This is a genomic window from Streptomyces sp. NPDC001204 (assembly GCF_053598035.1).
In genome coordinates, this window is the sequence record NZ_JBSFJL010000002.1 from 27,385 (window position 1) to 48,936 (window position 21,552).

Annotated in this window: 20 protein-coding genes; 18 read left to right on the forward strand and 2 right to left on the reverse strand. The window is 70.9% G+C overall.

Going from position 1 to position 21,552, the window contains the following annotated elements:
• The first annotated feature begins 148 nt into the window (after positions 1 to 148).
• A complete protein-coding gene (locus ACWC91_RS03030; protein ID WP_450643643.1) occupies positions 149 to 751 on the forward strand; it encodes a response regulator transcription factor in 603 nt (200 codons plus the stop codon).
• A 34-nt stretch (positions 752 to 785) separates the two neighbouring features.
• Entirely contained in the window at positions 786 to 1,394 is a 609-nt protein-coding gene (locus ACWC91_RS03035) for a hypothetical protein (protein ID WP_450643644.1), read from the forward strand.
• Between the two features lie 13 nt (positions 1,395 to 1,407).
• Here ACWC91_RS03035 and ACWC91_RS03040 read toward each other — a convergent pair whose 3' ends face one another.
• Positions 1,408 to 1,836: an ATP-binding protein gene (locus tag ACWC91_RS03040; RefSeq protein ID WP_450643645.1), complete on the reverse strand. Its 429-nt coding sequence runs from the start codon at positions 1,834 to 1,836 to the stop codon at positions 1,408 to 1,410.
• A gap of 137 nt (positions 1,837 to 1,973) precedes the next feature.
• On the opposite strand from ACWC91_RS03040, the gene ACWC91_RS03045 reads away from it, so the two are divergent.
• Both ACWC91_RS03045 and ACWC91_RS03050 read left to right on the forward strand, forming a co-directional pair.
• Positions 1,974 to 2,792, forward strand: coding sequence for a helix-turn-helix domain-containing protein (locus tag ACWC91_RS03045; RefSeq protein ID WP_225078654.1), 819 nt, complete (start codon positions 1,974 to 1,976; stop codon positions 2,790 to 2,792).
• A complete protein-coding gene (locus ACWC91_RS03050; protein WP_225078653.1) occupies positions 2,789 to 2,971 on the forward strand; it encodes a DUF397 domain-containing protein in 183 nt (60 codons plus the stop codon). The genes ACWC91_RS03045 and ACWC91_RS03050 overlap by 4 nt, the downstream gene beginning before the upstream one ends.
• Here ACWC91_RS03050 and ACWC91_RS03055 read toward each other — a convergent pair.
• Positions 2,942 to 4,192, reverse strand: a complete 1,251-nt coding sequence (locus ACWC91_RS03055; RefSeq protein ID WP_225078652.1) for an MFS transporter — start codon at positions 4,190 to 4,192, stop codon at positions 2,942 to 2,944. The genes ACWC91_RS03050 and ACWC91_RS03055 overlap by 30 nt on opposite strands.
• A gap of 83 nt (positions 4,193 to 4,275) precedes the next feature.
• On the opposite strand from ACWC91_RS03055, the gene ACWC91_RS03060 reads away from it, so the two are divergent.
• The 14 genes from ACWC91_RS03060 (at position 4,276) to ACWC91_RS03125 (ending at position 21,406) form a co-directional block, all read left to right on the forward strand.
• On the forward strand, positions 4,276 to 5,277 hold the full coding sequence (locus ACWC91_RS03060) for a LysR family transcriptional regulator (protein ID WP_376503493.1): 1,002 nt from the start codon (positions 4,276 to 4,278) through the stop codon (positions 5,275 to 5,277).
• 532 nt (positions 5,278 to 5,809) lie between these two features.
• On the forward strand, positions 5,810 to 6,838 hold the full coding sequence (locus tag ACWC91_RS03065; protein WP_450725780.1) for a translation initiation factor IF-2: 1,029 nt from the start codon (positions 5,810 to 5,812) through the stop codon (positions 6,836 to 6,838).
• Positions 6,838 to 9,066: a glycosyltransferase gene (locus ACWC91_RS03070; RefSeq protein ID WP_225078650.1), complete on the forward strand. Its 2,229-nt coding sequence runs from the start codon at positions 6,838 to 6,840 to the stop codon at positions 9,064 to 9,066. Before ACWC91_RS03065 ends, ACWC91_RS03070 begins: the two co-directional genes overlap by 1 nt.
• Positions 9,063 to 10,550, forward strand: coding sequence for an acyltransferase family protein (locus ACWC91_RS03075; protein ID WP_225078649.1), 1,488 nt, complete (start codon positions 9,063 to 9,065; stop codon positions 10,548 to 10,550). Before ACWC91_RS03070 ends, ACWC91_RS03075 begins: the two co-directional genes overlap by 4 nt.
• Positions 10,551 to 11,044: 494 nt before the next feature.
• Positions 11,045 to 11,248: an RlpA-like double-psi beta-barrel domain-containing protein gene (locus tag ACWC91_RS03080; RefSeq protein ID WP_324838204.1), complete on the forward strand. Its 204-nt coding sequence runs from the start codon at positions 11,045 to 11,047 to the stop codon at positions 11,246 to 11,248.
• Positions 11,249 to 11,261: 13 nt separating this feature from the next.
• The gene (locus ACWC91_RS03085; protein WP_225078648.1) at positions 11,262 to 11,879 is read left to right on the forward strand and encodes a cell wall protein; all 618 of its coding nucleotides are present in this window, start codon (positions 11,262 to 11,264) and stop codon (positions 11,877 to 11,879) included.
• A gap of 34 nt (positions 11,880 to 11,913) precedes the next feature.
• Positions 11,914 to 12,816: a MauE/DoxX family redox-associated membrane protein gene (locus ACWC91_RS03090; RefSeq protein ID WP_225078647.1), complete on the forward strand. Its 903-nt coding sequence runs from the start codon at positions 11,914 to 11,916 to the stop codon at positions 12,814 to 12,816.
• A 187-nt stretch (positions 12,817 to 13,003) separates the two neighbouring features.
• Complete coding sequence (locus tag ACWC91_RS03095) at positions 13,004 to 13,666, forward strand: hypothetical protein (protein ID WP_376503488.1); 663 nt, start codon at positions 13,004 to 13,006, stop codon at positions 13,664 to 13,666.
• The gene (locus ACWC91_RS03100) at positions 13,654 to 14,685 is read left to right on the forward strand and encodes a hypothetical protein (protein ID WP_450643760.1); all 1,032 of its coding nucleotides are present in this window, start codon (positions 13,654 to 13,656) and stop codon (positions 14,683 to 14,685) included. Before ACWC91_RS03095 ends, ACWC91_RS03100 begins: the two co-directional genes overlap by 13 nt.
• A 223-nt stretch (positions 14,686 to 14,908) precedes the next feature.
• The gene (locus tag ACWC91_RS03105) at positions 14,909 to 15,502 is read left to right on the forward strand and encodes a CGNR zinc finger domain-containing protein (protein WP_450643761.1); all 594 of its coding nucleotides are present in this window, start codon (positions 14,909 to 14,911) and stop codon (positions 15,500 to 15,502) included.
• Between the two features lie 343 nt (positions 15,503 to 15,845).
• Positions 15,846 to 16,367, forward strand: a complete 522-nt coding sequence (locus ACWC91_RS03110; protein ID WP_019056398.1) for a sigma-70 family RNA polymerase sigma factor — start codon at positions 15,846 to 15,848, stop codon at positions 16,365 to 16,367.
• On the forward strand, positions 16,367 to 17,176 hold the full coding sequence (locus tag ACWC91_RS03115) for a zf-HC2 domain-containing protein (protein ID WP_450643762.1): 810 nt from the start codon (positions 16,367 to 16,369) through the stop codon (positions 17,174 to 17,176). The genes ACWC91_RS03110 and ACWC91_RS03115 overlap by 1 nt, the downstream gene beginning before the upstream one ends.
• 115 nt (positions 17,177 to 17,291) lie before the next feature.
• Positions 17,292 to 19,613 carry a HelD family protein gene (locus ACWC91_RS03120; protein WP_281156404.1) on the forward strand — a complete coding sequence of 774 codons (2,322 nt, stop codon included), beginning with the start codon at positions 17,292 to 17,294 and terminating at the stop codon, positions 19,611 to 19,613.
• Positions 19,614 to 19,990: 377 nt separating this feature from the next.
• The gene (locus ACWC91_RS03125; protein ID WP_225078641.1) at positions 19,991 to 21,406 is read left to right on the forward strand and encodes an NAD-dependent malic enzyme; all 1,416 of its coding nucleotides are present in this window, start codon (positions 19,991 to 19,993) and stop codon (positions 21,404 to 21,406) included.
• Positions 21,407 to 21,552 lie beyond the last annotated feature (146 nt).

Genomic DNA, 21,552 nt, shown 5'->3' on the forward strand with positions numbered 1-21,552 from the left:
TCCGTGGCCCGTCAGTGGCGTGTGAGGCTCATCGCCCAAGCGCCACCGGCGGGCTTCGAAGTCCGGCGGGCGCTCGGTGGCCGAAGCCGGCCCCCGGGTACTCGCAGCTCCCCCTACACCGCGCCTGTCGGCCCGGCACAATTGATCGGTGATCAAAGTGCTGGTGGTCGAGGACCACGCGGTCGTGCGGTCCGGGCTGGTGGCGCTGCTCTCGGGCGAGTTGGGGATGCAGGTCGTCGGTCAGGCCGCCGATGGTGAGGCCGCACTGGTCGAGGCCGAGAGGCTTCGGCCCGATGTGGTTCTCCTCGACATCGACCTGCCTGCCAGGGATGGCATCGCCGTTGCTGCAGCGCTCGCCGAACAGCTGCCGGAATGCCGCGTTCTGATGCTCACGGCGCTGGACCGCCCCGGGCATCTGGGTCGTGCCATGAGCGTGGGAGCCTCCGGCTACCTCCTCAAGAGCGCGACCCCCATCGAGACCGCGGACGCGATTCGCCGGGTCGCCGCGGGTGGGCGAGTGATCGACCCGCGGATGCGGGGCGGCCGGGCCGACGAGGTCAGCCCGCTGACCGAGCGGGAGACCGAGGTGCTGCGGCTGGCGTCCTCGGGTGCGCACGCCCGCGAGATCGCCGCCGAACTGTTCCTGAGCTTGGGCACGGTGCGCAACCGGCTCTCGTCCGCGGTCGGCAAGCTCCACGCGCGCACCCTCGTCGACGCAGTCCGCATCGCCGAACGCCAGGGCTGGCTGTAGGCCGTGGTATCACACAGAAAATGGGAGTTCCGTCATGTTCAGCTATTGGCTTGCGACCATACGCCGTGCTGCCGTGGCCATCGCCGCGCTCTTCGTTTTCTGTGGTGGCGCCATGGCCGGTGTAATGATCTGGGAAGACGCGTCCGCCTGGGCGGCCGCGCTGCTTCAGGGGACGCTTTTCGGTCTCGCGGTGGTCGCTGTCGTGGTCATCGTCGGCTCCATATCGAACACATGGCAGGCCGTGCGTATGGCTTCGCGCCATGGCCTGACGTTGTCCCCCGAGGCCGTGCCTCTGCCATGCACCGCTGAGATCCGCGTTCCGATACGTCCCGGCACCACCGCCTATCAGCTCACCGACAGTGTGCTGCACGCCCTCAAGCAGCTCTCGGCCCCCCAGATCGATGAGGTGAAGGAGTTCACCCATGGCAAGCTCACCCTCATCTGCAGGAAATCGCTCAGCCTCCCGGTGAGGTTCCACATCTCCATCGCGACGGACCGGGACACCGCGACGGTGACGATGGACGCCCGCCCAATGGCCTGGAGAGTCCTTGACGAAGGCGCCAGTTGGTGCGTCCTCAAGACCTTCGAGCCGCACGTCGGCAAGGCCGTCCACGAGGAGGCGTGCGGCACGGGCACGACGTGAGGACGGCCCGCGCTCACGAGCCCGGTTCGAGTTCGAACCACACCGTCTTGCCGATGCCGGCCTCGCGGGGTTCCGCGCCCCAGTCGTTCGCCAGTGTCTCCACCAGCGCCAGGCCCCGGCCCGACTCGTCCTCCGGTGATGCCTCCCGGGGCGTCGGCAGCGTGTCGTTCGCGTCCGTGACCGAGACGCGCAGGCGGCCCTCCTCGCTCAGTACGCAGCGCGCCCGGATCTCCCGGCCCGGCGCCTTCGCGTGGCGGTAGGCGTTCGTCATCAGCTCGCTGAACAGGAGCACCGCCGTCTCCGTCACCTCGGCGGGCAGCTTCCACGACGTCGCCTGTTCGCGCAGGAGCACCCGGGCCCTGCCCACGCTCCGCGCGTCGCGGGGGAAGCGGAACTCGATGTCCTGGGGGAGCGCGGCGGGGGAGCGGTGCGGCGTCGGCATGCGGGCTGGTTCCTTGCGTGTGATTCTCCGTCGTTCGTCGGGAAAATGCTGCTGGCCCGTGCCTAGCCTCGGAAGTAGCGGGTCGGGTACGCAGCGTGGCTGTACACGCTGCGACGTCGGGAGGCGGGTGAGGGCGCATGGCTACGGGGGACTCCCAGCAGGCGCAGCAGAACTGGCGTTACTGCGGTGGGCAGATCAAGCTGTGGCGGGAGGAGGCCCAGGTCACCCGGCAGGCCCTCGCCGAAGAGGCCGGCTACGACTACGAGTACGTCAAGTCGATGGAGTGCGGGCGGCGTCGGCCGACGCTGCGGCTGTTGCAGGTCGCTGATCAACTGTGCGGGGCACGAGGCAAGTTGTCGGCCGCGCACGAGTTCCTGAAACCCGAGCCGTTCCCCCAGCGGACGCAGCAGTACGTGCTGGTGGAGGCCGAGGCCATCACCGTCCAGTGGTACGAGCCCCTGTTGATTCCCGGCCTGCTCCAGACTCCGGAGTATGCACGAGCGCTGATCAGCAGCAACTGCCCTCCCCTGGACGAGGAGACGGTGGACGAGCGGGTCGCGGCCCGGCTGAAGCGGCAGGAGAAGCTGACCAGCAAGCCGCCCACGCACTTCAGTTTCGTGGTCCATGAGGCCGCTTTGCGCTCGGTCGTCGGCGGCCGGGACGTCATGCGCAACCAGTGCCAGTACCTGCTGGAGGTAGGCAAGCGGCGTCACCTGTCGATTCAGGTACTCCCGTTCTGCACTGCTCCCACGGCTGCGCTCAGTGGGCCGATGGTGCTGGTGGAGACCGCCGATCACGAGCGTTACGCCTTTGTCGACGGGCAGTCGACGGGCGCGCTTTACTCTGACGGAAACAAGCTCAGTACATTGACTCAGCGCTATGGCATGATCCGCATGCAGGCGCTTAGTGTGGAGGAGTCTGCCCAGTTCACCAGGAAGGTGGCGGAGGAGCTGTGAGCGACGGACTGTCATGGTTCAAGTCGAGTTATAGCGACTCCGAAGGCAGCGCCTGCGTCGAAGTCGCCGCCTCTCCGCGCACCATCCACGTCCGTGACTCCAAACTCGGCGTTCACAGCCCGCGCTTCGCGGTGAACGCCGACGCCTGGTCAGAGTTCCTTGCGTACGCCGCTCACTGAGATCAGCAGCGCGATCGCCGCCGCCGTCACCGGGACCGCGTAACCCGACGTCGCCGAGACGTGCTCGACCACCCAGCCACCGGTCGCGCTGCCGCAGGCGATGCCGCCGAGCAGGCCGGTCACCGCGAGGGTCATGCCCTCGTTGAGGCGGCCCTCGGGGGAGCGCTGCTGGACCAGGGTCATGTTGGTGACCATGGTGGGCGCCGTCGCCGTACCCGCGACGAGCAGCGCCACGGACAGCGCGAGCAGGGAACCGGTCAGCGCGGCGGCCAGCAGCGGCAGGGTCATGAGGGCCGTCATCGCCGCCACGCACCACGGCAGTCGCCGTCCGGCCGGGCCCGTCGGTCGCAGGGCCCCGTACACCAGCCCGGCCACGCACGAACCCGCCGCCTGGAGGCCGAGTGCCACGCCTGCCACCGACCGATGGCCCCGCTCGTCCGCGAACGCCACGGTGACGACCTCCATCGCGCCGAACACCGCGCCCATGGCGAGGCACACAGCGAGCTGGGCCGGCATACCGGGGGAGCGCAGAGGCGCCCGCGCGGGAGTGCGGGGACTCGGCGGCGGCTCGGTCGAGCGCTGGGCGGTGAACAGGAGGATGCCGGTCAGCAGGAGTACGGCACCGACCAGCGTGCCGGACTCAGGGAAGAACGTCCCGGTGAGGAAGGCCGCGAGGACCGGGCCGAGCATGAAGCACAGCTCGTCCGCGGCCTGTTCGAAGGAGTTGGCGGTGTGCAGGGCCTCGGGGTCGGACCGCAGCAGGTGCGCCCAGCGGGCACGGGACATTCCGCCGGTGTTGGGGGTGGTCGCGGTGGCGGCGTACGCGGCGAACAGGGTCCAGTCGGGAGTGTCGTAGCGCACGCACAGCAGGAGGGCCAGGCTGCCCAGGACCGCGCAGACGGTGGCGGGCACGGCGATCCGGGCCTGCCCGTACCGGTCCACCAGCCGGGCGACCCAGGGGGCGGTCACCGCGGTCGCCGCGAGGCCGGTGGCCGTGACGGCGCCGGCCAGCGCGTACGAGCCGCGCGCACCGGCGATCATGACGACCGCGCTCACGCCGAACATGCCCGACGGCAGCCGGGCCATCAGGTTCCCGGCGGTGAAGGCGCGGGTGCCGGGGAGGGCGAACAGGCGGCGGTAGGGGGCGAGCAGGGAGGCGCGACCTCCCCCGGAGGCCGGCGCGGCGGCCGAGGTGGCGGACGGGACAGGGGTTTTCGGCATGCCGCCACCGTCGCGCCCGCGCTGACCTGCGGTCCAACACCTGATCGGGTGCGATTGACGCATCTGCGTTGTAAGTTCGGCCGGTGCCTGCCGAACCCGGACCGCCGTCCCTCTTCGCCGAGGGGATCGCCCCCCGCCTGCTGCGTGCCTTCGTCACCGTCGCCGAGGAACTGCACTTCACGCGCGCCGCCGCGCGGCTGTACGTCGCCCAGCAGGCCCTCAGCCGGGACATCCGGCGGCTGGAGCGGGAGTTGGGCACCGTGTTGTTCGTACGGACCACCCGGCAGGTCACGCTGACCGCCGAGGGCACCCGGCTGCTGCCGTACGCCCGCCGGGTGCTCCAGGCGCAGCGCGCGCTGCTCGACGCCTTCGGCCGGGGCGAGCCGGAGCGGCCGCTGCTCGTCGACGTCAACAGCCCTGGGCTGTTGGGGGAGCGGGTGCTGGACCGGGCGCGGTCCCGGGTCCCGCACCTGGAACTGATGACCCGCTTCGAGAGCGGTCTGACCGGTGCCGCCGCCGAGATCCTGGGCGGCCGTCTCGACGCGTCGTTCGGACGGTTCGCCGGACTCGATCCCGTGGTCCGGCAGGGGCTGCTGCACCAGCCCGTGCGGTACGAGCGGATGGCCGTCATCCTGCCCGAGGGGCACCGGCTCGCGGACCTGGAGCAGGTGCCGCTCGACGCCCTGGCGGGGGAGACCGTGTACGCGGGGGCGGGCAATCCGCGCACGCTGGAGTGGACCGACCTCGCGCGTGAGCTGTTCGAGGGGCGCGGCATCAGCCTCGCACCGCCCGCTCCGCTCGCGATCGGCGTGGCCGAGTTCCGGCGGATCATGGCCAAGTACCGGAACCCGATTCTCGCCGTGGTCGACTTTCCGGGGATGCCCCGGACGGTTCTGCGGCCTCTCGTCGAACCCGTTCCGCTGTCGCCGGTGTCGCTGGTGTGGCGAAAAGGCCAGGTTCACCCAGGATTGGATGCGCTCAGGTGTTCTGCCGCCGAACTGGCGTACGAGGAAGGATGGTTGCGTAAGCCCGTGGAGGGGTGGATTCCGGCCATGGACGCGGTCGTGATGGGTGCACACATCTGAGACCCATCTCCATGGCATGGCCACATGCGATACATTCAGGGCCCCGGGTGCACTGTGATAAGGGGGGCGCTCGGGCCGGGTGGGGGTCCTGGCCCGACGACAGTACGTAGGCCCGGATTCGTACGCCCACCTGGAAGTCATGCCCCTGGGGGGGAAGCAAGTGCGCGTCGACAAATGGCCAGATCACGCCCAACCGAGCGGCTCCGGATTTTCATCCGGAGACGGTCGGCAGACGGCCGGGGCCGCGGACCCGAGCGAGTCGCCCATATCCGGTGATGCCCTCGGCACGGAACCGGATTCAGGCCACCCCGCCGCAACGGCGCCGGATTCCGGTGACCGCGGTGCGTGGCCGGATGCCGCCGGGCGGACGGCGGCCTGGCCGGCGACCGGTCCTGGCGGTGCGCAGAGACGCCCGCAAGGAGTCGGCGAGGGCCGGGGTCCGGGTCCGGCGGCGGGCTCCTGGTTCGACAAGGGCCGCACCGCCGAACCGGCGGCCGCGGCGGAGACCCGGGTACTGCCCGGGTCGGGGCCGATGGCGGACACCTGGATGACGGCCGACCCGGAGGCCGCTGCGGAGACGCGGCTGCTCCCCGGATCGACGGCTGCCGCCGAGACGCAGATGCTGCCTGGAACGGCTGCCGCCGCCGAGACGCAGATGCTCCCCGGCCCCGCGGCCGCCGCGGAGACCCAGTTGCTGCCCGGAGCGTCGGGCGCCGCGGCACCCGGGGCGTCGGCAGGCGCGGGCACCGGCCCCGCCGGCACCGGCCCCCTGCGGGTGCAGGTCGAGGACCCCTGGGAGACCCACGACCCGCACGAGGTCACCGTGCAGCTCGACGCCGTGAGCCTGCGGCCGGGCGGCACCCTCGGCTCGGCCGGCCCCGCCGGCAAGGAGGCCGACCGGCCCGTCTTCGTCGACGAGTCCGGCCGTCGCAGCCGTCGTTTCCGCCGGCTCGGCATGGCCATCGGCCTCGCCTGTGCGGTCTACGCGGTCGTCATCGTCGTCACCCTGCTGTCCGGCAACGCCGCCGCGCCCTGGGTGCCGGTCCCGGTTCCGGGCGCCGACGACCAGCCGGCGAGCAAGGTCAAGGAATCCCCGCGGCCGTCGGATGCCACGAGCCCGTCCCCGGACTCAAGCGGTTCGCCCGACGCCACCACCGACCCCTCCGCCCCCACCGTCCCGAGCGCCGGTGTGAACCCGCCCGCGGGATCCACCGCCGTATCGGGAGCCCCGGCCGTGTCCGGCGGGACGCCCGCCGCGCCGAGCAACCCCGCGCCCTCGGCGTCCAGCACGAAGAAGGCCACCCCGGACCGCAGCGTGCCGCCCGCCACCGGGGGCAGCGGCTCGTCCCCGGAGACCAACACGCCGCCGACCGACTCGGGTTCGGCCGATCCCGGCCCGGACCCGACCACGACCGGCAAGCCCGGCGATTCCGGCGGCAGCGGCGTCACCACCAACAACAATGCCGGGGGAGCCCCCACGGCGAACCCCGTCGCCACCTCCGGCCCGGCCGCCGACCGGCCGGGCCTCACACCCGACCACTCTCCGGAGAACGTCCTCTGATGGCCTCCCGTTCCAACCGTCGCCGTTCCACCAGACGCGACGGGCGATCACAGCGTGCCCCGGCACACGTCAACCTGCGACGCCGCCGGCTGCCCATGCGCTGGGTGCTCCCCGTCATGCTGCTGGTCGCCATGACCGCGATGCTGATGCTGCGCGGCTATGTGCACAGCGAGATCCTCGCCGACTACCGCATCAGGCCCGAGACCGCCTACGACAAGGTGCCCGAGGAGATCCTCGAGGGCGGCCCGGTCATCGACACCCGCAGTGGCAAGACCGCCAGCCTGAGCGTGCCCAAGCACCGGCTCGTCCTCACCTTCGACGACGGTCCCGACCCCGAGTGGACCCCCAAGGTGCTCGACGTGCTCAAGAAGCACGACGCGCATGCGGTGTTCTTCATCACCGGCACCATGGCCTCGCAGTACCCGGACCTGGTCAAGCGCATCGTGCGCGAGGGACACGAGATCGGGCTGCACACCTTCAACCACCCCGACCTGTCCTACAAGTCCCCCGGCGGCATCGACTGGCAGCTGTCCCAGAACCAGATGGCCCTGGAGGGCGCCGCCGGCATCCGCACGTCGCTGTTCCGGCCGCCGTACTCGTCCTTCGCCGACGCGATGGACAACGCGTCCTGGCCGGTCACCAAGTACATCGGCTCCCGCGGCTACCTCACGGTCCTCAACAACACCGACAGTGAGGACTGGCAGAAGCCGGGTGTCGACGAGATCATCCGCAGGGCCACGCCGAAGCACGGCGACGGCGCCATCGTCCTGATGCACGACTCCGGTGGCGACCGGCACCAGACCGTCGAGGCGCTCGACAAGTTCCTGCCCGAACTCCAGGCCAGGGGCTACAAGTTCCAGAACCTCACCGAGGCCCTCGGCGCACCCAGCGCGCATACCCCGGTCACCGGCACCGAGCTGTGGAAGGGCCGGGCCTGGATCTTCCTGGTCCAGGCCTCGGACGAACTCACCGGCGTGCTGGTCGTCGGCCTCGCCGTCATCGGTTCCCTCGTCCTCGTCCGCTTCGGCCTGATGCTGCTGCTCTCGGGGGCGCACGCCCGCCGGGTGCGCAAGAAGAACTTCCGCTGGGGCCCCGACGGGCCGATCACCCGGCCGGTGTCGGTCCTCGTCCCGGCGTACAACGAGGCCAAGTGCATCGAGAACACGGTGCGTTCACTCGTCGCGAGCGACCATCCGATCGAGGTGCTCGTCATCGACGACGGCTCCAGCGACGGCACCGCGCGCATCGTCGAGAACCTGAACCTGCCGGGCGTGCGGGTCATCCGGCAGCTCAACGCGGGCAAGCCGGCCGCGCTCAACCGGGGCCTGGCCAACGCCCGGTACGACATCATCGTGATGATGGACGGCGACACCGTGTTCGAGCCGTCCACCATCCGCGAGCTGGTGCAGCCCTTCGCCGACCCGAAGGTCGGCGCGGTCGCCGGCAACGCCAAGGTGGGCAACAAGGACTCGCTCATCGGGGCCTGGCAGCACATCGAGTACGTGATGGGCTTCAACCTCGACCGCCGGATGTACGACATCCTCGGCTGCATGCCGACCATCCCCGGAGCGGTCGGCGCCTTCCGGCGCAGCGCGCTGGAGCGGGTCGGCGGCATGAGCGAGGACACGCTCGCCGAGGACACCGACGTCACCATGGCACTGCACCGCGACGGCTGGCGGGTGGTGTACGCGGAGAACGCCCGTGCCTGGACCGAGGCCCCGGAGTCCGTGCAGCAGCTGTGGTCCCAGCGCTACCGCTGGTCGTACGGCACCATGCAGGCGATCTGGAAGCACCGCCGGGCCGTCGTGGAGCGCGGCCCCTCGGGCCGCTTCGGCCGCGTCGGACTGCCGTTCGTCTCCCTGTTCATGGTGGTGGCCCCGCTGCTGGCCCCGCTGATCGACGTCTTCCTGCTGTACGGGCTGGTGTTCGGCCCCACGGAGAAGACCGTCGGCGCCTGGCTCGGTGTGCTGGCGGTGCAGGCGATCTGCGCCGCGTACGCCTTCCGGCTGGACCGCGAGCGGATGAGCCACCTCATCTCGCTGCCGCTCCAGCAGATTCTCTATCGGCAACTGATGTACGTCGTCCTGCTCAGGTCCTGGATGACGGCGCTCACCGGCGGTCGGCTGCGCTGGCAGAAACTGCGGCGCACCGGCGTGGTGGAGGCGCCGGGTTCGATCCCGCAACAGCGGGCGACGGGCAGCGGCAGTGAACGGAGGCCCGTCGGATGACGGCACACGAGTACGGGACGGCGGACGGCACACCGCCGCCGGGCGTACCGGGGACATCCCCGGGCCCCGGTTACGGTTCCTCGCTACCCGCCAACTCGGCCCCGGCCCCGGGGAGCCGGCCCTACGGGGACGCGACGGGGACGACGGCCGGTACCGCGGGCGGGTACCCGGCCGGGACCACGGCCGGGTGGCCGTACGACGGTGCCGGCGACGTGAGGATTCCCGCGCAGAAGACGGCGGACGCGGTGCACGGGGCGGCCCCGGCGGGCACCACCGGCGCCGACTCGACCGGCACGGCCGGTGGGGCCGACCCGGCCGGCGGGGAGAAGAAGCCGGCGGTTCCCGGCCGTGACCGCTATCTGGACCTGCTGCGCTCCATCGCCCTGGTGCGTGTGGTGGTGTACCACCTCTTCGGCTGGGCCTGGCTGTCGGTCCTCTTCCCGTCCATGGGCGTGATGTTCGCGCTGGCGGGCTCGCTCATGGCGCGCTCGCTCAACCGTCCCGCCCTGTCCGTGATCAAGAGCAGGGTGCGCAGGCTGCTGCCCCCGCTGTGGGTGTTCAGCGCGCTGATGCTCGGCATCCTGTTCGTGCAGGGCTGGAGTCCGGCGAAGGACCCGGACGGCGGAGGCGCCTTCTGGGGCCCGATCAGCGTGTTCAACTACCTGGTGCCGATCGGCGCCCCGCCGTACCCCTGGAGCATCGGCTCCGAGTCGGGGCTGCTGGAGAGCAGTTGGGCGGACCAGGCGGCGGGTCCGCTGTGGTACCTGCGGGCCTACCTGTGGTTCGTGCTCGCCTCCCCGCTGCTGCTGTGGGCGTTCCGCCGGGTGCCGTGGGCGACCCTGCTGTTCCCGCTGGCGCTCACCGCCGTGGTCGGCACCGGGCTGGTCACCATCCCCGGCGAGACCGGCAACGCGGTCCAGGACTTCGCCGTGTACGGCAGCTGCTGGGTGCTCGGCTTCGCCCACAACAACGGCATGCTGAAGCAGATCCCGCGCTACGCGGCGGTGTCCGGCGCGGCGGCGTTGATGGCGTTCGGCCTGTGGTGGGCGTCCGGCCACCTCGGCTCCGAGGGCTGGGACCTGAACGACATCCCGCTCGCGCAGGCGACCTGGTCGTTCGGCATCGTGGTGATCCTGTTGCAGTACTCGCCGTCGTGGCAGACGCTGCCGGGCCGGCTGGCCAAGTGGGACAAGCTCATCACCCTCTCCAACAACCGAGCGGTGACGATCTACCTCTGGCACAACCTGCTCATCATGGCGACGGTGCCGATCCTCGACCTGGCCTACGACCTGCCCTTCATGCAGAGCGACACGGCCTCGTCGTGGCTGGACTCGACGGAACTCTTCTGGCAGTTCGTGCTCGTCTGGCCGCTGATAGGCCTGGCCATACTGTCCGTCGGCTGGATCGAGGACCTGGCCGCGAAGCGCAAGCCCCGGGCGTGGCCGAACGGGGCGAAGAAGAAGCGGGCGGCGAGGGCTCACTGAGCCGGGCCCGCTGAGCCGGGTTCGCCGAGCCGGGTTCGCCGAGCCGGGTGCCCCGCGTCCTCCGGGCGCGGGGCACCCGGCTCTTTGCCGGGCACGGAGTCGTCGGAGTGCCGCCGGACTCTGGCCAACGCGCGTAGACGGGCGCATCATGGGGGGTGCTTTGTGCGCACAACCCTCGCAGTGAAATTGTCATGCACGCGTCATTCCAGGCTCGTCCGGCGTGTGCGTGCACGCCCATTCACGCGCGTCATTCAGCGACAAAGGGAGACGGCACGATGGCTTGCGGATCGACCAGCCTATGGGCCGGTGAAACGAGCTGGTTCTGTTGCGGATCCTCCTGGGGTCCGTGCGGCAGCGCGGGCGGCGGCGCCTGCGGCAACTGCCGGTCCAGCGCGAATCACGGCGCCTGGCCCAACGCGTCACAGGCATGCTGGGACATCACCCGGCCCGACCTGTGCGGCGAGAGCATCCCCAGACGCGGCTGCGGTGCGGTGATGAACATCAGACACCAGTGCTCCGGCGCCACCGTCTGCATCACGATCACCGACTGCGGACCGCGCACCAAGGACTGGTGCGGCGAGGCCACCTGCTGCAACGGCGCCTGCCGCACCAACCGCGTCCTGGACCTGACCCCGGCCGCCTTCTCGGCGATCGGCAACCTCAGCTCCGGCAAGCTGCCGGTCTACATCTACGAGTGAGGGGGAGTTCGTCATGACGTACCGTCAGAAGGACGACGGCGGCCTGGGCCGCCGTCGCTTCCTCACCACGGCCGCCCTCACCGGCGCCACCATCGTCGGCGCGTCCGCCCTCGGCGGCTTCGACGCCGACGCGGCCTTCGCCGCCGAGCCGTCGCTCGACCCGGCGATCCCCAAGTCGACGTTCGTGGAAGGCCGGATCACCGGCATCACCGGCAGTGTCCTGGAAGTCGCGGGATCCTACGGCGACCACGCCCGGGTCCAGATGACCAACGTCACCAGTGTCTGGAAGGTCCGGCCCACCACCGCGGCCGAGATCGAGATCGGGGACGGGCTGTACGCGCGGGGCGTCCCGATGCCGGACGGCACCGTCGCCGCCGACGCGGTGTGGGTGAACATCGTGAACATCGACACCACGATCCGCGGCATCGCGAAGAACCGGGTGCACTTCTCCCACGGGCAGCACGAAATCGTCGGCCACGTGCGTCAGGACACGACGAACGCCTCCTACGCGGGTCGCGCGCTCACCTCGGACCTGTCCAGGCTGCGCATCGGGCAGAGCGCCCAGGTGCTCGGCGCCTGGCGGCCGTCCGACAACTCGGTGGATGTCGTCCGTATCTCCGTCGGGCACTGACGGCCGGATCGGAGGAGGAGAAGGGGAGGGAAGGATGCTCTCACTGACAACGGGCCTCGTACCGCTGGTCCTTGCGGGTCTGCTGGGGTGGACCGGCGCGGTCAAGCTCTTCGACCGGGACACCGTGCGCCGGGCACCGAAGACGGCGCTCGCCCGGATGCTGCGCAGCAGCGAGCGGGCGGCGCTGGTGCTGCGCGGCACCGGCGCCGTGGAACTCCTGCTCGCCGCGGGGCTGCTGGCCGTACCGGCGAACCCGGTGCCGGGAGCGGCCACGGCCGTCCTCGGGGCCGGGTTCCTCGGCTACCTCGGCTACGGTCGGGCGCTGGCACCGGAGTCCTCCTGCGGCTGTTCCGCGAACGAGGACACCCCGATCACCTGGCGGGCGTTCGCGCGTGCCGCCCTGGTGCTCGTGGGCGGCGCGACGGCGGCGGTGGCGCACGGGGTCTGGTGGTCCACGCTCACCGAACGGCCCGGTGGATCGGTCGTGTTCCTGGCCGTGGCGGTGGCCGTCCTGGTGGCGCTGTCGGTCGATCTCGACCGGTGGTGGCTGCTGCCGCTGCGCCGGCTGAGGCTGCGTGTCTTCGGGCATCCGCTCTTCGGCAGCGAGCCGGGGGACCGGGTGCCGGTCGCGGCCAGCGTCGAACTGCTGGAGAACTCCCTCGCCTGGCAGACCGCCTTCCCGGTGGTCCGGTCGGGTCTGCTGGACCACTGGGAGGAGGACGGCTGGCGGATCCTTCTGTACTCGGGTGTGCACGGGGCGGGGGCGAACGCGCGGCCGGTGTCCGTGGTCTTCGCCCTGGACGCCACGGCCGGCCGCGACACCCCGGGCGACCCGGTGGTCCGCGTCAGCTTCATCGACGCGAACACCGGCAACCGGGTGGCGGAGGACCTCCTGAACGCGGTCCCTCCACGCAGGGCTCTGCCCACACTCGGCTGACGGGCCGGCCCCTCATGGCTCACCGTCCCCGCGGGGCCGGTGAGCCATGAGCGGAGGTGCGGGCTCCGTTCGCGTACGTCTCATGTGCGGGCGTGGTGGTTGAACCTCTCGCTGGTGTGGGCGCGGGTGATCTCGGTAGCGTGTCGGCTGTTTCGTCCCAACCCGCCTGCCCCACCAGGAGCCTGCTGTGAACCGCCGCCCAACCCGCCTGCTCACCACAGTCGTCGCCGGCACGGCGGCCGCAGTGCTCCTCGCCGGTTGCGGCGGAGCGGACGGCGACTCGAAGGCCAACGACAAGATCGCGGGTGCGGACACGGGCACGGGCACGGAGACGCCGTCCTCCCCGACTCCGTCCGCGACGGCGGCGGGGCGACCGAAGATCGAGTTGCCGTCGGATCTGACTCTTGTCTTCGAGGACACGAAGACCGGGGACCCGGTGAAGGACGTCGTCCTGGCCGACAGCGCGGAGCGCATGCGCGCCGTGGATGCCGCGATCACGGGAACCGACCCGAAGGGTGAGGCCCTCGCCTACTACAACACGGGCAAGGCCCGTGAAGCCGCCCTGTCCTGGGTCGCCCAGTTCAAGGAGGCCGGCGCCACCCTCACCGGCCAGGCCCGCTACTACGACCGCAAGGTGACGCTGCGGAGCGGGACATCGGCTGCCCTCATCTTCTGCGCCGACGAGAGCAAGGGCTTCAGCAAGGACAAGAAGACCCAGAAGATCGCCAAGACGCCGGTCACCAAGAACAGTTACGTGCTGTACAACACGCGGCTGGATAAGAACTCCGACGGTGTCTGGCAGACGTCCCAGATCATCTCGACCAGGGGGGCGGCTCAGTGCCAGCCGTAGCCAGAATCACGGTGTGCGCAGCTGTCGCCGGTGTCGCTGTATGGGCCTCCGGACCGGTCGCCTGGGCCGACTTCGTACCCGGTGGCAAGGGCACAGGGTCCGAGACCCAGGTCCAGGGCGACCAGCACGACCAAAAGATCTCCGCCACCGCCGGTGCCGTCGTCTACGACCGGTCCGAGAACGGGGCCGGGCGGTCGGCCGGGCCCGTGGCTTCTGTCACGGCCTGGACCCCGCCGGCCTGCTACTACGCGCCCAAGTACAGCCCGGACCAGCTCAAGGCGTATCTGGAGCCGATCTGGGAGGCGGAGTCGACGGGGTACGAGTGGGACGCGCAGCAGCGTGACAAGTACGTCAACGGCCACCCCTACAAGGACTTCAACAAGGACAAGGAAGGCGAGGGCTACTGGTGGGACTCGTACGTCACCCCCGGCCGCGCCGGCGACCCCGGCGCGCTCGACTGTGACAAGCCCATCTTCTGGGTGGACAAGGGCGCCGCGCCTCCCGCGGACACACCGCAGGCCATCACCCCCGCGATCCTCGCCGAACTCGCCTACAACGAGATCCGTGTCCCCGGTACCGAGGTGACGCTTGCCCCGGCCGGGGCGACCAAGGTGAATCTGCCGACCTGGGCGTGGCTGGACGGGGCGCGGTTCAGGCCGGTTTCCGTGACGGCTTCCGTGCCGGTGCTGGGGATTACCGCGACCACCACTGCCGAGCCGGTCTCGTTGAAGATCGATCCCGGTACGGCGGACGCCGAGACCTACCCCGCGTCAGGGGTCTGCGCGATCAACGGCGGCCGTATCGGTGAGGCGTACGCCAAGGGGAAGGCCGACCGGACACCGCCCTGCGGGGTGGAGTACCTGCGGTCGTCCGGCGACGGCTCGTACCGGTTGAGGGCCACCATCACCTGGAAGATTCACTGGACGGGTACCGGCGGTACCGGCGGGGATCTGCCCGAGGGAACCTTCGGCGACACCCAGGACGTCACGGTTCAGGAGATCCAGGCCGTGAACCGCTGAGCCGGAATCGGATCGACCGGGGCAGGACCGGCAGGGCGGCCCGTGTGGCCAGGGCCCGTACGGCAACGGGCCGTGCCACCCGCGGTAGAGGGCGGCCCCGAGCCGCCCGGGGGCTACCGGTCCGGCTGGTGGGCGGGCACTGTGGGAGGGAACGGATTTCCGGCCTCCGACGATGCCCCGGCGAGGCCTGCCGGCCGGGGTGAGCCTAGGCGGTGACAGGCGCATGGCACTGGCTGCGGCCACGGCCCCGTACGAGCTGAGGTTCGACGCCGGGCGGGTCTGCCTGGATCTCCTCTCCACCACCCATCCCGTGGAACGGCTGGACTCCCTCGCGCCGCTGCGCGCGTGGATCACCGGATCGGGGCTGGTCCCGCCCGGCTGCCCGCTGGCGCACGCCGACGCCTCCTGGCTCACCTGCTTCCGGGAACTGCGCGGAGACATAGGGAAGTTGGTGCGCGGCTATCTCGCCCAGGAGGTCCGGGCCTACGAGCTCGCGCTCGCCCGCGTCAACGACGTCGCCCGTACGGCGCCGCCGGCACCCCGCGCCGTGCGAGGCGAAGACGGCGCCCTCGTACGCGAGTTGGCGGGCCAACCCCAGTGCGCGGCCCTGCTCGCGGCCGTCGCCCGGGACACCGTCGAACTGCTCACCGATCCCGTGGCACGGGCGGGCCTGCGCCAGTGCGAGGGCGACAACTGCCCGATCGTGTACCTGGACACCTCCCGGGGACGCCGGAGGCGCTGGTGCTCCAGCGAGGTCTGCGGGAACCGCGAACGGGTGGCCCGCCACCGCCGACGCGCCGCCCTCTCCCGGACGTAGAGGGGCGGGGAGCCGCAACTCCCCTATCCCATTTGCCGGTTGTGAGCGTTCCGCGTCGAAGTGATTTCGGTAACACTCCGTTTGGCTCCCGTCGGGAGCGGGCAGCGCCGGCACTCCGACTTCTGTGTCGGAAATGTAAAGAACAAGCGGGGGGAATGTGCGCCCATGTCCTCCCTCGTCACGTCACCATCCAGAAATCCGTCGGCCGGTTTTGAACACGGCGCGCCCGGGATCCGTACCCGTCGGCGAGCGACCGACTGGGGGGAAGCCCCGGACACCGGAGGTGGGCGTGCGCAAGGATGCGGCCGTGGCCAATGAACGTGGATCGAGGGCCCGACATCGCATGTCCCAGTCCTCGGAACCTGATGAGGAGTTGATGCGTGCGCTCTATCGCGAGCACGCCGGACCTCTCCTCGCGTATGTCCTCCGGCTGGTGGCCGGCGACCGGCAGCGTGCCGAGGACGTGGTGCAGGAGACGCTCATCCGTGCCTGGAAGAACGCCGGTCAGCTCAATCGGGCCACCGGTTCGGTACGCCCCTGGTTGGTGACGGTCGCCCGGCGCATCGTCATCGACGGCCACCGCAGCCGGCAGGCCCGGCCGCAGGAGGTCGATCCGTCGCCGCTGGAGGTCATCCCCGCGGAGGACGAGATCGACAAGGCGCTGTGGCTGATGACGCTGTCGGACGCGCTCGACGACCTGACCCCGGCCCACCGGGAGGTGCTCGTCGAGACGTACTTCAAAGGGCGTACCGTCAATGAGGCAGCCGAGACACTGGGCATACCCAGCGGCACCGTCCGCTCGCGGGTGTTCTACGCCCTGCGGTCGATGAAGCTGGCACTGGAGGAGCGGGGGGTGACGGCGTGATGAGCGTGTACGGGGGATTCGGAACGGGTGGTGCGGGTATGTCTGGGGCCATGCAGGGAACCCCGGCTCCGAACGAGCACGAGACCGTCGGCGCCTACGCCCTCGGGATTCTCGACGACGCCGAGGCAACCGCCTTCGAGGCGCACCTCGCCACCTGCGAGTGGTGCGCCCAGCAACTCGACGAACTCGCCGGGATGGAGCCGATGCTGGCCGCGCTCGCGGACCTGCCGGGCTCCGGCGCACCCGCGGTCGGCGAGTCCCTGTCGGCCAAGCCCAGCCCGCGCCTGGTGGAGAAGCTCGTCGACGAGGTCGCCGAGCGCCGCGCCCAGAAGCGCCGGCGCGGCTTCTACATGGTCGCGGCGGCGGCAGCGCTGATCATCGGCGGCCCGCTGACGGCGGTCGCGGTGAGCGGCTCGGACGGCGGCGGCAGCACCGCGGCGGCCGCGAGCCCCGCGAAGTCCGCCTTCGAGTCGATGCCCGACAAGGTCACGGCGACGGACCCGACGACGAACGTCACCGCGACGGTCGCCGTCGAGAAGAAGGACTGGGGCACGAACGCCGTTCTCGAACTGAACAACGTCACCGGCCCGCAGAAGTGCTCGCTCATCGCCGTCGGCAGGAACGGCGAGCGTGAGACGGTCACGTCCTGGTCCGTCCCGAACTGGGGCTACGGCGTCCCGAACGCCAAGACGGAGGAGGCCAAGAACCCCCTCTACGTCCGCGGCGGCGCGGCCCTGGAGCCGAACCAGATCGACCACTTCGAAGTGATGACCTTCGACGGGAAACGACTCGTCGAGGTACCCGCCTAGCCACTGTGTGGCGGACCGCGTCTGCGACACGGTCCGTCGGACGGGCATTGGCTTCCGCGAGCGGGCCCCCTTCGCGTACGGTTGACGGCTGCCCAGCACGTCAGAAGGGGGCCCGGTGGCCGCACAGGCTCAACAGGATTCCGCGGTCGGATCGGTCCACGCCGCAGCGCACGAAGCGGCGCACGACTCCGTACGGGACCGAGAGATCGGTGTGGAACAGCAGCACCTGGACCGGGTGTACCGCCGCCTCGAGGAGAAGATCCACGAGGCCGAGTTCCTCATGCGCGACGCGGCCCAGCGCGGCCAGGTGGGTACACCCGGCGCGCTGGCCGAGCGCGACGCGCAGGTGTTCCGGGCGGGCATCCACCTCAACCGGCTGAACAACGAGTTCGAGGACTTCCTCTTCGGCCGTATCGACCTGCTGCTCGGCAAGGACGGCAGGAAGGGCCCGGACGGCGCGTACACCGCGGTCGAGCCGGCCGAGGGCGCGGTCCGCGAGGACGGCACGGCGGACATCGCCGAGACCCTGCACATCGGCCGCATCGGCGTCCTCGACGAGGACTACTCCCCGCTGGTCATCGACTGGCGGGCACCGGCCGCGGCCCCGTTCTACCGCTCCACCCCGGTCGACCCCGGCCGGGTCGTGCGCCGGCGGGTCATCCGCTCCAAGGGGCGGCGCGTGCTCGGGGTCGAGGACGACCTGATGCGTCCCGCGCTGAAGGCCTTCCTCGACGGCCACGAGCTGCCCGCGATCGGCGACGGCGCGCTGATGGCCGCGCTCGGCCGGGCCCGCAGCCACACCATGCGGGACATCGTCTCCTCCATCCAGGCCGAGCAGGACCTGGTCATCCGCGCCCCCGCCGCCTCGGTGACGTACGTCGAGGGCGGTCCGGGGACGGGGAAGACGGCGGTCGCGCTGCACCGGGCGGCCTACCTGCTCTACCAGGACCGGCGCCGCTACGCGGGCGGCATCCTGATCGTCTCCCCGACGCCGCTGCTCGTGGCCTACACCGAGGGCGTGCTGCCCTCGCTCGGCGAGGAGGGCCAGGTCGCCATCCGGGCGATCGGCTCGCTCGTCGACGGCGCCGAGGCCACGCTGTACGACTCTCCTGCGGTGGCGCGGGCCAAGGGCTCGTACCGGATGCTGAAGGTGCTGCGCAAGGCGGCGCGGGGCGCGCTGGAGTCGAACGGCTCGCCGGACCGGCTGCGGGTCGTCGCCTTCGGCCGCCGGCTGGAGCTGGAGGCCGAGGAGCTCGACCACGTCCGGCGCACCGCCCTCGGCGGCACGGCGCCGGTCAACCTGCTGCGCCCGCGCGCCCGCAAGCTGCTGCTGGACGCCCTGTGGGAGAAGTCGGGCGCCGCCGGCCGGCACACCGACCCGGAACTGGCCGCCGAGCTGCGCTCCTCCTTCGACGAGGACGTGACCGGTGAGGACTCCTTCGTCGCCTTCCTCGACGCGTGGTGGCCCGAGCTGACCCCGTCGGCCGTGCTCACCGCCATGGCCGACGAACGGCGGCTGGGCCGCTGGGCGCGCCGGATCCTCAACCCGGGGGAGGTGCGCCGGGTGGCCCGCTCGCTGCGGCGGAACGGGTACTCCGTGCACGACATCGCCCTGCTCGACGAGCTCCAGGCGATCCTCGGCACCCCGGCCCGCCCGCGCCGGAGGCGCGAGCTGGACCCGCTGGACCAGCTCACCGGCCTGGAGGAGCTGATGCCGGTGCGCGAGGAGTCGCAGTGGGAGCGGGCGGAGCGCCTCGCACAGGAGCGCACCGAGTACGCGCACGTCATCGTGGACGAGGCGCAGGACCTCACGCCCATGCAGTGGCGGATGGTCGGCCGCCGCGGCCGGCACGCCACCTGGACGGTCGTCGGCGACCCCGCCCAGTCCTCCTGGTCCGACCCGGACGAGGCGGCCGAGGCCCGCGACGAGGCCCTGGGCACCCGGCCGCGACGCCGCTTCGAACTGACCGTGAACTACCGCAACCCGGCGGAGATCGCCGACCTGGCCTCGAGGGTCCTCGCCCTGGCCATGCCCGGCTCCACCGCGCCGACGGCCGTGCGCTCCACCGGGGTGGAGCCGCGCTTCGCCGTCGTCCGGGGCTCCGTGGAGAAGAGCGCGCGGGCGGAGGCCGAGCGACTGCTGGACCTGGTGGACGGCACGGTCGGCGTGGTCGTCGCCATGAACCGGCGCGAGGAGGCCAGGCGCTGGCTGGCCGGGCTCGGCGACCGTGTGGTGGCCCTCGGCAGCCTGGAGGCCAAGGGCCTGGAGTACGACGCGACGGTCGTCGTCTCGCCCGCGGAGATCGCGGACGAGTCCCCGGCCGGTCTGCGGGTCCTGTACGTGGCCCTGACCAGGGCCACCCAGCAGCTGACGGTGGTCTCCGGGGAGCGGGACGAGCCGGACGGGGCCGGGGTGCCGGATCTGCTGCGGGACTGAACCCGGGGTAACCGCAGCGACGGGAATGGCCATCAGGGATCCGTTTGTTAGCCTGAGTACGACACCGGCCCGATCCAAGCCCCCGGGCCCAACCTTCGTCGCTACGAGCGACCACTTGCCGCGAGGCGAGCATGGCGGGTCGGTGTCATACAAACCTCCAGGAGGCCCACGTCACTGATGTGACGTGGGCCTCTTTTGCCGCCTGCGCATCTTCCGTCGCTTCGCCAGTTCTCGTATGGTGGAATTCAGTTTCCGAAATCGGCACCTCCAGGTGAACACAACGTCCACAACCCGGGGCGGCTAGCACGTACTCGGGGGTAGGTGCGACGATCGGACGGCAGAACTTCGCGACACGGTGAAAGCAGAGGAAGTCGGCCATGGCAACGGCGCCCAGCGTCTCCTACTCGATGACCATCCGTCTGGAGGTGCCGGCGGGCGGAACCGCCGTATCGCAGCTCACCACGGCCGTGGAGTCCTCCGGAGGCTCGGTGACCGGCCTCGACGTCACCGCGTCGGGCCACGAGAGGCTCCGTATCGACGTCACCATCGCGGCCACCTCGACGGCCCACGCCGAGGAGATCGTCGAGAAGCTGCGCGGCATCGAGGGCGTCACGCTGGGCAAGGTCTCGGACCGTACGTTCCTCATGCACCTCGGCGGCAAGATCGAGATGGCGTCCAAGCACCCCATCCGCAACCGTGACGACCTGTCCATGGTCTACACCCCCGGTGTGGCCCGTGTGTGCATGGCGATCGCGGAGAACCCCGAGGACGCCCGGCGCCTGACCATCAAGCGCAACTCGGTTGCGGTCGTGACGGACGGCTCGGCCGTGCTGGGCCTGGGCAACATCGGCCCGAAGGCCGCACTGCCGGTCATGGAGGGCAAGGCGGCCCTCTTCAAGCGCTTCGCCGGCATCGACGCCTGGCCGATCTGCCTGGACACCCAGGACAGCGACGCGATCGTCGAGATCGTCAAGGCGATCGCCCCCGGCTTCGCGGGCATCAACCTGGAGGACATCTCCGCGCCCCGCTGCTTCGAGATCGAGGCCCGGCTGCGCGAGGCCCTCGACATCCCCGTCTTCCACGACGACCAGCACGGCACCGCGATCGTCGTGCTCTCCGCGCTGACCAACGCGCTGCGCGTGGTCGGCAAGTCGATCGACAGCGTGCGCGTGGTGATGTCCGGCGCCGGCGCGGCCGGCACGGCGATCCTGCGGCTGCTGCTCGCCGCGGGCGTGAAGAACGCCGTCGTCGCCGACATCCACGGTGTGGTGCACGCCGAGCGTGAGGACCTCGTCGGGGCCGCCCCGGACTCCCCGCTGCGCTGGATCGCGGACAACACCAACCCGGAGGGCCTGAGCGGCACGCTGAAGGAGGCCGTGCAGGGCGCGGACGTCTTCATCGGCGTCTCGGCGCCCAACGTGCTCGACGGGGACGACGTGGCCGCCATGGCGGAGGGCGCGATCGTGTTCGCGCTCGCGAACCCCGACCCCGAGGTGGACCCGGCAATTGCCCGTCAGACGGCGGCAGTTGTGGCCACCGGCCGCTCCGACTTCCCCAACCAGATCAACAACGTGCTGGTCTTCCCGGGTGTCTTCCGCGGCCTGCTGGACGCGCAGTCCCGGACCGTCAACACGGAGATGATGCTGGCCGCCGCGCAGGCCCTCGCCGACGTGGTCACCGGGGACGAGCTGAACCCGAACTACATCATTCCGAGCGTCTTCAACGACAAGGTCGCCGGCGCGGTGGCCGGGGCGGTCCGGGAGGCGGCCGCGAAGACGGCGGCAACGGCGTGACGATTGCCACGGCGCGGCGAAACCGGCGCGTCGTGAAGCATCCCGCCGCCGGTGGAGCCTTATCGTGACGGCCAGGCTCGGGCATCTCTTCGTGTGACTCCCAAGGGTGTTCTCACGACTCCTATGGGTGCCGGATTGGCATTCGC

Coding starts and splice junctions, on each gene's coding strand:
- ACWC91_RS03035 (WP_450643644.1), top strand. CDS start 786: ATGTTCAGCTATTGGCTTGCGACCATACGCCGTGCTGCCGTGGCCATC.
- ACWC91_RS03040 (WP_450643645.1), bottom strand. CDS start 1,836: ATGCCGACGCCGCACCGCTCCCCCGCCGCGCTCCCCCAGGACATCGAG.
- ACWC91_RS03045 (WP_225078654.1), top strand. CDS start 1,974: ATGGCTACGGGGGACTCCCAGCAGGCGCAGCAGAACTGGCGTTACTGC.
- ACWC91_RS03055 (WP_225078652.1), bottom strand. CDS start 4,192: ATGCCGAAAACCCCTGTCCCGTCCGCCACCTCGGCCGCCGCGCCGGCC.
- ACWC91_RS03065 (WP_450725780.1), top strand. CDS start 5,810: ATGGCGGACACCTGGATGACGGCCGACCCGGAGGCCGCTGCGGAGACG.
- ACWC91_RS03070 (WP_225078650.1), top strand. CDS start 6,838: ATGGCCTCCCGTTCCAACCGTCGCCGTTCCACCAGACGCGACGGGCGA.
- ACWC91_RS03075 (WP_225078649.1), top strand. CDS start 9,063: ATGACGGCACACGAGTACGGGACGGCGGACGGCACACCGCCGCCGGGC.
- ACWC91_RS03080 (WP_324838204.1), top strand. CDS start 11,045: ATGAACATCAGACACCAGTGCTCCGGCGCCACCGTCTGCATCACGATC.
- ACWC91_RS03085 (WP_225078648.1), top strand. CDS start 11,262: ATGACGTACCGTCAGAAGGACGACGGCGGCCTGGGCCGCCGTCGCTTC.
- ACWC91_RS03090 (WP_225078647.1), top strand. CDS start 11,914: ATGCTCTCACTGACAACGGGCCTCGTACCGCTGGTCCTTGCGGGTCTG.
- ACWC91_RS03105 (WP_450643761.1), top strand. CDS start 14,909: ATGGCACTGGCTGCGGCCACGGCCCCGTACGAGCTGAGGTTCGACGCC.
- ACWC91_RS03110 (WP_019056398.1), top strand. CDS start 15,846: ATGTCCCAGTCCTCGGAACCTGATGAGGAGTTGATGCGTGCGCTCTAT.
- ACWC91_RS03115 (WP_450643762.1), top strand. CDS start 16,367: ATGAGCGTGTACGGGGGATTCGGAACGGGTGGTGCGGGTATGTCTGGG.
- ACWC91_RS03125 (WP_225078641.1), top strand. CDS start 19,991: ATGGCAACGGCGCCCAGCGTCTCCTACTCGATGACCATCCGTCTGGAG.